This window comes from Ruegeria sp. CDSA033 (genome assembly GCF_059612305.1).
In genome coordinates this window covers 108,662-117,879 of sequence record NZ_JBXWQI010000014.1, presented here as the reverse complement: position 1 = coordinate 117,879, position 9,218 = coordinate 108,662, and the positions used below count along the sequence as shown (strand labels likewise).

The following is a 9,218-nucleotide window of genomic DNA, read 5'->3' as shown; positions in this document are numbered from 1 at the left end:
GCTGACGACCCAGCTCGGATGTGATCGAGCCGAACAGCTCGGGATCACGGTCAGACAGGGACTGGGTGAAAAATCCGGTATCACGGAGATTGGCGTTCATGGGGGCTCCACATGGCTGGGTAAGAATCTTGCGGATTTCCTATCGGAAACGGCACATGCGCAAAAGCTTTAAAGCGACGAATTGGCCCGCTGCGGCGTCAAGTCTGGCTTATCGGGGAAAGGTATGGTTGTTTCGGAACCAAATGTGCAAGACCGGAAACCGCAGCAAATGATCCAGAGAATCGCTTTTCTTGCCAGTGACGTCAAAGTGGCCCAAACCGCCCGAGATACTCTGGTAAAACGTTATGGCAATTCCGCCCCGCGGGATGCGGATGTGGTGGTGGCCTTGGGCGGTGACGGGTTCATGCTCCATACGTTGCACAGCATGCAGCACTTGGATACGCCCGTTTATGGCATGAATCGCGGCACAATCGGCTTTCTGATGAATGAATTCCACGAAGCCGACCTTATGGCCCGTCTGGGCGAAGCCGAGGAAGAAGTCATCAACCCACTGGCCATGCGTGCGATGGATCAGTCAGGTAAGATGCACGAGGCGCTGGCGATCAATGAGGTGTCGCTGCTGCGTGCAGGACCACAAGCCGCGCGCCTCAGGATAAGTGTCGATGGCCGTGTTCGCATGGATGAACTGGTCTGTGATGGCGCGTTGTTGTCCACGCCTGCCGGATCGACCGCCTATAACTACTCGGCTCACGGCCCGATTCTGCCAATTGGATCAGATGTTCTTGCCCTGACGGCTATTGCTGCATTCCGGCCGCGTCGGTGGCGTGGTGCGCTGTTGCCCAAGATCGCCAAGGTGCGTTTCGATGTGCTGGATGCGGACAAACGCCCGGTCATGGCCGATGCAGATTCGGTTTCATTCCCTGATATCGACTGGGTCGAGATCCGCTCTGAACCTGCAATCCAACACCGCATTTTGTTCGACCCGGGGCATGGGTTAGAAGAGCGCCTGATATCCGAGCAATTCACCTAAATTTTGGGACTTACGAATTTTTTAGAAGTTGTGTGAAGCAGTTCACATGAGCTTCATTAACTTTCCGCTAATCTGATCTTGCCCGGAGAACACGTCTCGGTGGGAGTGAGTGGCCACCAAACGACGTTTTCGAACGATTGCGCAGTTTACGCGCTGGCGAGGGTAGGTGGTGCTACGCTCGTTAATGATATCTGGGCTTATTTTAGTAAGCGGACCCCGGGCACAATAACCCGGGGTCTATTTTCGTTTTGGGTCGCACTACGTGTCCATCTTCTCCCACAAGGGCAAGCACACCTGACCGACGCGTGCCTCAATTGCGGCGGCGGCATCCACGGCCATATCTTCACGCCAGCGGCGGGCAGCGATCTGGACATTGATCGGCTGCAGGCCGCTGGGCAAATCCGCCAGCCGCGCTGGAACGCAAGCGGCGGGAAGGCCCAGAAAGTTCATCGCATAGGAATACACGGCGCATCCAAGTACCTCGTGCACCCCTTCGGCGCCTTCAGTGTCCCGATCCGGCTTGAAGAAAGGTTGCGGCAGGAAAGGCGACAGGACTAAAGCGTAGTCTTCCATAAACAACGACCATTCACGGGCATAGTGGGTGCGCTTGGCCAGCATTCGGATCAGGTCGGTTTCAACTATGGGCGGGAATTCCTGAAAATAGACGTCAAAGATCTCGCGGATGGTTTCAGATCCCGCCGCCTTGATGTCGCTTTGCATCAGGGTCAGGACTTCGCCCATCAAGGCGCGATACCCTGACCGACCACACTCAAATACATCCGGCGGGTCGATCTCTTCCACCAGATAACCGGCGTCGACCAGCGCATCGCGGGCCGTGTCCAGCGCCTTGTCGACCTCGGGGTGCAGCGCATAGCCGAAGGTGTTTTTGGTGAAGGCCACTTTGATCGGATCATCCATGGCTTCCCCGCGCCACGGCATTGAAACGTGAAACGGATCGCGCGGGTCGTCGGCGATCAGGCTGGGCATGGACAGATGCAGGTCCGCAGCCGAACGGGTGATCAGCCCCTGCACCGACATGGATTGTGCCAGAATTCCGCGTTCGACCTTTTGGCTGGGGTTCCACGCGGGGACGCGCCCCAGCCCTGGTTTGACTGTGACCGCGCCATTGGCCGCCGCGGGAAACCGCAGACTGCCACCGATGTCGTTGCCATGCGCCAGCGTGCCAATCCCAGCCATCACGCCCGCACCGGCCCCGCCCGAAGACCCGCCGGGCGAGATATGGCGGCCCCAAGGGTTGTGTGTCCGGCCATGCAGCGGGTTGTCTGTATCGGCGCGGAATGAGAATTCGGGCGTGTTCGTCCGCCCGATCACGATGGCCCCGGCTTTCTGCAGATTGCGCACAACCGGCGCGTCGTCGGGCGCGATCACATCTTTCAAGGCCACCACACCGTTTGAGGTCGCGTGCCCCTTTTGATCGACGTTAATTTTGATAGTGACGGGAACGCCATGCAACGGCCCCGTGGGTGCACCGCCTGCCACGGCCGCATCCAGTTCACGCGCACGCTCCAACGCCTCGGTGCTCAGGTCTTCGACCACAGCGTTCAGGTCTGGGTTGGCCTGATGCATTCGGTCGACTGCATTCTGAGTGACCTCCAACGCGCTCAACTCACCGCTGCGGGTCAAGGCGGTCAGGTCGGTGGCGTTCAGACGCCAGATATCGGTTTGTGTCATGGGCCCTCGCTGTCTTGGGATGACAGTAGGGGGCTTGTTTCAGGTTGCAAGAGAAAGACATGCGGGCGACGGATCGTCGCCCGCATGTCTGCTACTGAGCGTAGCCAAGGGTTTTCAACGCGTCGGTGATCTCGTCCAGAATAGCCGGGTCATCGATGGTAGCTGGCATCTTGTAGTCCTTGCTGTCCGCAATCGACACCATCGTTCCACGCAGGATCTTACCCGAGCGGGTCTTGGGAAGGCGGTCTACCACCACGGCTAGTTTGAAAGCAGCGACGGGCCCGATCTTTTCGCGCACCAGTTTGACGACGTCTTGAACCACCTCGCCATGGTCGCGGTCACAGCCTGCATTCAGGCAAAGGAACCCTACTGGCATTTGACCTTTCAACTGGTCCGTCACACCAATCACTGCACATTCGGCCACATCGGGGTGGGCGGCCAGAACCTCCTCCATCCCGCCGGTCGACAAGCGGTGGCCAGCGACGTTGATCACGTCATCAGTGCGCGCCATGATGTAAAGGTAGCCATCCTCGTCGACCATGCCTGCATCGCCGGTCTCGTAATAACCGGGGAATTGGTTCAGGTATGAACTTTTGAACCGATCCTCGGCATTCCACAGCGTTGGCAAGGTGCCCGGGGGCAGGGGAAGCTTGATCGCAATAGCGCCCAGCTCACCTGGCTTCATCGGATGACCGCCTTCGTCCAAAATTTGCACATCATAGCCAGGCATCGGTTTGGCGGGTGAACCCAGCTTGACCGGCAGTTCCTCGATCCCCAGTGGGTTGCCGGCGATGGTCCAGCCGGTTTCGGTCTGCCACCAATGATCGATCACCGGCACCTTCAGCGCGTCCTGCGCCCATTCGATCGTATCGGGATCAGCCCGCTCACCTGCCAGATATAAGGCGCGCAAGCAGGAGAGGTCATACTTCGCCAGCATTTCCCCCTTGGGGTCTTCACGCTTCACGGCGCGGATGGCGGTCGGGGCGGTGAAAAAGCTTTTGACCTTATGCTCGGAAATCACCCGCCAGAACGTGCCTGCGTCGGGGGTGCCAACAGGTTTACCTTCGAACACAATCGTCGTGTTGCCGTGGATCAGCGGAGCGTAGCAGATATAGGAATGCCCCACGACCCAGCCCACATCCGAGGCCGCCCAGAACACATCGCCCGGATCGACATCGTAGATGTTCTTCATTGTCCAGTTCAGCGCCACCAAATGGCCTGCGGTCGGGCGTACAACACCTTTGGGTGCGCCGGTGGTGCCGGAAGTATACAGGATATATGCGGGATCATTGCCGTCGACCGGAACGCATTCCGCCGGTTCGATGCCATATTGGAATCCATGCCAATTGTAGTCACGCCCTTCAATTAATTGCGCCACTTCCTGCTCGCGCTGGAAGACCACGCAGAACTCGGGCTTGTGGTTGGCCATGTCGATGGCCCCGTCCAGCAGCGGTTTATAATGCACGACGCGACCCGGTTCCATCCCGCAGGATGCGGCGATGATCGCCTTGGGCTTGGCGTCGTCGATCCGGACAGCCAGTTCATTGCTGGCAAAGCCGCCGAACACCACCGAGTGCACGGCCCCCAGACGGGCGCAGGCGAGCATGGCCTCCAGCGCTTCGGGGATCATCGGCATATAGATGATGACACGGTCGCCCTTTTCGACGCCCTTGGCGCGCAATGCCCCGGCCAGATTGGCCACGCGGTTGCGCAGTTCGACATATGAAATCTCGCGCTTGGTGTGGGTGATCGGGCTGTCATAGATGATTGCGGCCTGTTCGCCGCGACCGTTTTCGACATGCCGGTCGACCGCGTTCCAGCAGGTGTTCACCTTGGCATCGCTGAACCACTCATACAAAGGGGCGTTGTCGTCAAACAGGGCTTTGGTCGGCGGTTGAACCCAGTCAATAGCCTTTGCGGCGTTCATCCAAAAAGCCTCTGGGTCCGATTGCCAGCCTTCGTAAATGTCCTGATATGCCACGGTGAACTCCTCCTAAATCTCCTTGAGAAATGTGTTATGTGGCCAGGGGGCACCGCACAAGCGAGCGCTGTGACGGAGCGTCACTTTATCGCAAAAAATTTGCAAGAATCCGCGAATTGGTCTGCAAATTTTTGCAAACCATCGTCTTTTTGCTGACTTTTAAAGATCAATTTTGCGCTTTTGCAAAGTTGAATATTTTGGCGTGCAAATTATTGCCTGCTGTGAATCAAACAGGGCGCCGATACTGGCGCCCTGAATACTGTGCTCAGGTTAATTAACCGTAATGCGCTACGGGTGTACCCGCGATCGCCGCCATATTCAGCAATCCGCGCGCTGTGATCGACGGCGTCACGATATGTGCCTTGTTGCCCATGCCCATCAGGATCGGGCCGACCTCCAGGCCATCGGCCTTCATTTTCAGGATATTGCGCACTCCGCTCGCCGCATCCGCATGGGCAAAGATCAGAACGTTTGCTGTTCCTTTCAGGCGTGAGTTTGGGAATATCCGCGAACGCAGCTCCGGGTCGAGGGCCAGATCCAGGTTCATTTCACCTTCATACGTAAAATCGCGCGGCTCCGCGTCGAGGATATCCAGTGCCGCCCGCAACCTTTTGCCCGATCCTTCAGCCTGATTGCCAAACTGCGACTGAGAACAGAAGGCGATTTTGGGCTCGATCCCGAACCGACGAACATGACGCGCGGCGCCAATGGTCGACTCGGCTAGCTCTTCTGGGGTTGGCAGCTGCCGAACATGGGTATCGGCAATGAACAGCGGCCCGTCCTCGAGGATCATCAGCGACAGCGCGCCATGCGGGTGCAGATCGACATCGCCCAGAACTTGTTCGACGTAGTTCAGGTGCCAACGATACTCGCCAAAGGTGCCGCAGATCATGCTGTCTGCCTCACCACGTTGCACCATGATGGCCGCAATGGCGGTGTTATTCGTCCGCATGATCGCCTTGGCCAGATCCGGCGTGACACCGCGGCGCTGCATGATCTCGTGATACGAGTTCCAGTAGTCATAATATCGCGGATCGTCTTGCGGGTTCACGATCTGGAAGTCCTTGCCGGGACGAACCGTCAGCCCCAACCGCTCGCATCGTGCGTTGATCACTTCGGGGCGGCCGATCAGGATCGGGGTTTCAGTTGTTTCCTCGAGAATGGCCTGAGCTGCGCGCAGAACGCGCTCGTCTTCACCCTCGGCAAACACGATCCGGCGCGAGGCCACGGCCGCGGCCTCAAAGACCGGGCGCATCAGCAGGGCAGACTTGAATACGGACTGATTCAACCGCTCTTTGTATGCCTCGAAGTCGTCGATCGGGCGCTTGGCCACACCACTTTCCATTGCGGCTTTGGCAACGGCAGAGGACACGACGCCGACAAGGCGCGGGTCAAAGGGTTTGGGGATCAGATAATCGGGGCCAAAAGTCAGTTGCTCACCTTTATAGGCCGCAGCCGCCTCGGCGCTGGTCGTGGCGCGGGCCATCTCGGCGATCCCGTCCACGCAGGCGATCTGCATTTCGTCGTTGATTTCGGTCGCACCCACATCCAGCGCGCCCCGGAAGATGAAGGGGAAACACAGAACGTTGTTGACCTGATTGGGAAAGTCGCTGCGGCCCGTGGCAATGATCGCGTCCGGCGCGACTTCGCGTGCGGCTTGTGGCAAAATTTCCGGGCTTGGATTGGCCAGCGCGAAGATGATCGGGCGCTTGGCCATCTTCTCAACCATCTCGGGCTTCAGGACGTTCGGCCCGCTAAGGCCAAGGAAAAGGTCCGCATCGCCGATCACATCGTCCAGCGTGCGCAAATCCGTTTTTTGCGCAAATTGATCCTTGTGCGGGTTCATATCCTCTTCACGGCCTTCATAGACAAGCCCGTGAATGTCGCACAGCCAGATATTCTCGCGCTTGACGCCCAGTTTTACCAGCATCATCAGGCAGGCAATTCCCGCCGCGCCGCCACCGGTTGAGACCACTTTGACGTCTTCAAAATTTTTACCGGCAACGTGCAGCGCATTCTTGGCTGCGGCACCCACGACAATCGCGGTGCCGTGCTGGTCGTCGTGAAAGACCGGGATGTTCATCCGTTCCCGGCACAGCTTTTCGACGACAAAACAGTCCGGCGCTTTGATGTCTTCAAGGTTGATCGCGCCAAAGGTCGGCTCTAACGCGCAAACGATATCCGCCAGTTTCTCGGGGTCGGGTTGATCGACCTCGATGTCAAAGCAATCGATCCCGGCGAATTTCTTGAACAGGACAGCCTTGCCTTCCATTACCGGTTTGGAGGCAAGCGCGCCGATGTTTCCCAGCCCCAGAACAGCTGTCCCGTTTGAGACGACCGCAACCAGATTCCCGCGTGCGGTATACAGCTCGGCGTTGGCAGGGTCCGCTTTGATTTCTAAGCTGGCTTCGGCCACACCAGGTGAATAGGCGCGCGCCAGATCGCGGCCGTTCGCCATTGGTTTTGTCGCTTTGATTTCAAGCTTACCGGGCTTTGGGTGGGCGTGATATTCAAGCGCGGCTTGCCGCAGGCTGGGTGTGTCCGACATCGGCGACTCAACTCCTCAGAAAATTTGATTTAGTGTTAAACTATTTCCCCGGCTTTGGCTACGCTACGTCATTTTGCAACAGTTTCGCTAAAGTTCACCGACATCCCGTTGAAAAGCGCCGTATTGCTTTTACATTCGGGCAACTTTGGAGCCAACTTAGACCTGTCGAGCACTGAAGGCCATAAATGAGCTATAAAGACGAAATTCAGGCCGGGACTGCCTTCCCGGCGGAACAAGTTGTGGTTGGTCCGGATCGCGCCGCTTACGTATCGGTTTTGCTGATCGCCATCCTTATCCTTGCCGCCGTAAGTATCTGGCCGGTTCAAGCCCTTGCTCTGAACGAAGAGGGGGGATTGTTCGAAACGATCTCGGCCGCAGCGCTTTTTGCCTCAGGTCTGGCCGCGCTCTGGCGCTATCCCGGCATCACCCGTCTTTATATCGCGCTGGTCTGTCTGTTGCTTGCGGAAAGAGAGCTTGAGGCGGATGTCTATCCAGTCGACAGCCTACCATATTGGGTCCTTAACGGTTTGGACAGTGTGCTTGATATGACGTCGGTCCGGGTTGTTCTGGCCGTCATCGTAATTGGCGGTGCCCTATGGCATGGAGCCCCGACGGCATGGCAGGCGGCAAAGCGACGGGCGCCTTTTTTCGTGATTTTCGTGCTGGCGGGATTGCTGGCGGCAACCGCTCAGCTGCTTGAGGAAGTTTCCGGAATTTACCAGGCAGATCTGTCCACACTTATGACAGTGCGGCTCTTTGTGCTGGAAGAAACGCTTGAGATGTTCTTTTCGATTGGCATTTTGGCCTCCGTTCTGATCGGATGGCCAAAATCCGATGCCGAAGAGACGCTGAATGACCTCGACCTTGAACAACAGCCAGACGCGCGCTGAAATCCGACTGCCCACCAGCGAACTGCGCGACGATATCCCGTTTTTCACAAAGACCCTCGGAATGAGGATGGATATGATCTATCCCGCCGACGATCCGAGTGTTGCCGTGTTTTCAGGCCACGGGTTGCGCCTTCGGGTCGAGAAGGACGCGCCTGAGGCGGCAGGCACGATCCGCATCCTGACAGACGATCCTGACGGTTTTGCAGACGGGCAGCGGACTCTGGTCGCGCCCAATGGCACACGGGTTGAGATTGATGAACTGAACCCGCCAATGGTGATGCCTGAAACAGTGCATTCCTTTGTGGTTCGCAGGCTCAAAGATCAGGCGCCCTGGATCATCGGGCGGGCAGGGATGCACTACCGCGATCTTGTGCCGGATCGGCTAGGTGGGTCGATCATCGCCAGCCATATCCGTATCCCCGATGGCGGCCCAGTGCCGGATATGGTGCATTTCCACAAGGTCGGGTTTCAACTGATATTCTGCATCCATGGCTGGGTTGACGTCGTCTACGAAGATCAGGGCGAAAAAATGCGCCTGACAGCCGGGGATTGCTTTATTCAACCCCCCGAAATCCGCCATCGGGTTCTTGAAGCCTCGGATAATGTTCAGGTGATCGAAATCGGTGTTCCCGCCGAGCACGTCACTGAAATCGACCACGAGATGGACCTGCCCACACCGCATTTCCGCCCGGATCGCGAATGGCAGGGGCAGCGTTTCGTTTACAACAAGGCTGAAGGCGCTGAATGGCGTCCTTTCCGCCTGCCGGGCTATGTCTGTCGCGACACGACGATTGCCGAGAATACCAAGGGTGTTGCAGGCGTGCAGGTCGTACGAAAAGGGCAGGGTGAACCGGTCTGGGCGACGCATGACACGGATATCCATTTCACCTTCGTCATGACGGGTGAGGTAACTCTGGAAGGTGAAGGGCGCGACCCCTACCGTCTGGAACAAGGGGATGCGTTCGTGATCCCGCCCGGTATGCGCACCAAACTGTCCGAACCTTCCGATGACGTCGAATTGCTTGAAGTCACCCTTCCGGGGGTCTTCAATACCAATCTGGGTTAGGTGAGAATTTG

Annotated in this window: 6 protein-coding genes; 3 read left to right on the top strand and 3 right to left on the bottom strand. The window is 57.7% G+C overall.

Going from position 1 to position 9,218, the window contains the following annotated elements; all coding sequences use genetic code 11:
- Window positions 1-268: 268 nt before the first annotated feature.
- The gene (locus AC2FLA_RS17130; RefSeq protein ID WP_496723787.1) at window positions 269-1,030 is read left to right on the top strand and encodes an NAD kinase; all 762 of its coding nucleotides are present in this window, start codon (window positions 269-271) and stop codon (window positions 1,028-1,030) included.
- A gap of 258 nt (window positions 1,031-1,288) precedes the next feature.
- Here the strand turns inward: AC2FLA_RS17130 and AC2FLA_RS17125 are convergent, their stop codons facing one another.
- The 3 genes from AC2FLA_RS17125 to AC2FLA_RS17115 form a co-directional block, all read right to left on the bottom strand.
- Entirely contained in the window at window positions 1,289-2,722 is a 1,434-nt protein-coding gene (locus tag AC2FLA_RS17125) for an amidase family protein (RefSeq protein WP_496723785.1), read from the bottom strand.
- Between the two features lie 91 nt (window positions 2,723-2,813).
- Complete coding sequence (gene prpE, locus AC2FLA_RS17120) at window positions 2,814-4,703, bottom strand: propionate-CoA ligase PrpE (RefSeq protein WP_496723783.1); 1,890 nt, start codon at window positions 4,701-4,703, stop codon at window positions 2,814-2,816.
- 274 nt (window positions 4,704-4,977) lie between these two features.
- Window positions 4,978-7,251 carry an NADP-dependent malic enzyme gene (locus AC2FLA_RS17115; protein ID WP_496723781.1) on the bottom strand — a complete coding sequence of 758 codons (2,274 nt, stop codon included), beginning with the start codon at window positions 7,249-7,251 and terminating at the stop codon, window positions 4,978-4,980.
- Window positions 7,252-7,436: 185 nt separating this feature from the next.
- On the opposite strand from AC2FLA_RS17115, the gene AC2FLA_RS17110 reads away from it, so the two are divergent.
- Both AC2FLA_RS17110 and AC2FLA_RS17105 read left to right on the top strand, forming a co-directional pair.
- Window positions 7,437-8,141, top strand: a complete 705-nt coding sequence (locus AC2FLA_RS17110) for a hypothetical protein (protein ID WP_496723779.1) — start codon at window positions 7,437-7,439, stop codon at window positions 8,139-8,141.
- Window positions 8,104-9,207: a cupin domain-containing protein gene (locus AC2FLA_RS17105; protein ID WP_496723777.1), complete on the top strand. Its 1,104-nt coding sequence runs from the start codon at window positions 8,104-8,106 to the stop codon at window positions 9,205-9,207. The genes AC2FLA_RS17110 and AC2FLA_RS17105 overlap by 38 nt, the downstream gene beginning before the upstream one ends.
- Window positions 9,208-9,218 lie beyond the last annotated feature (11 nt).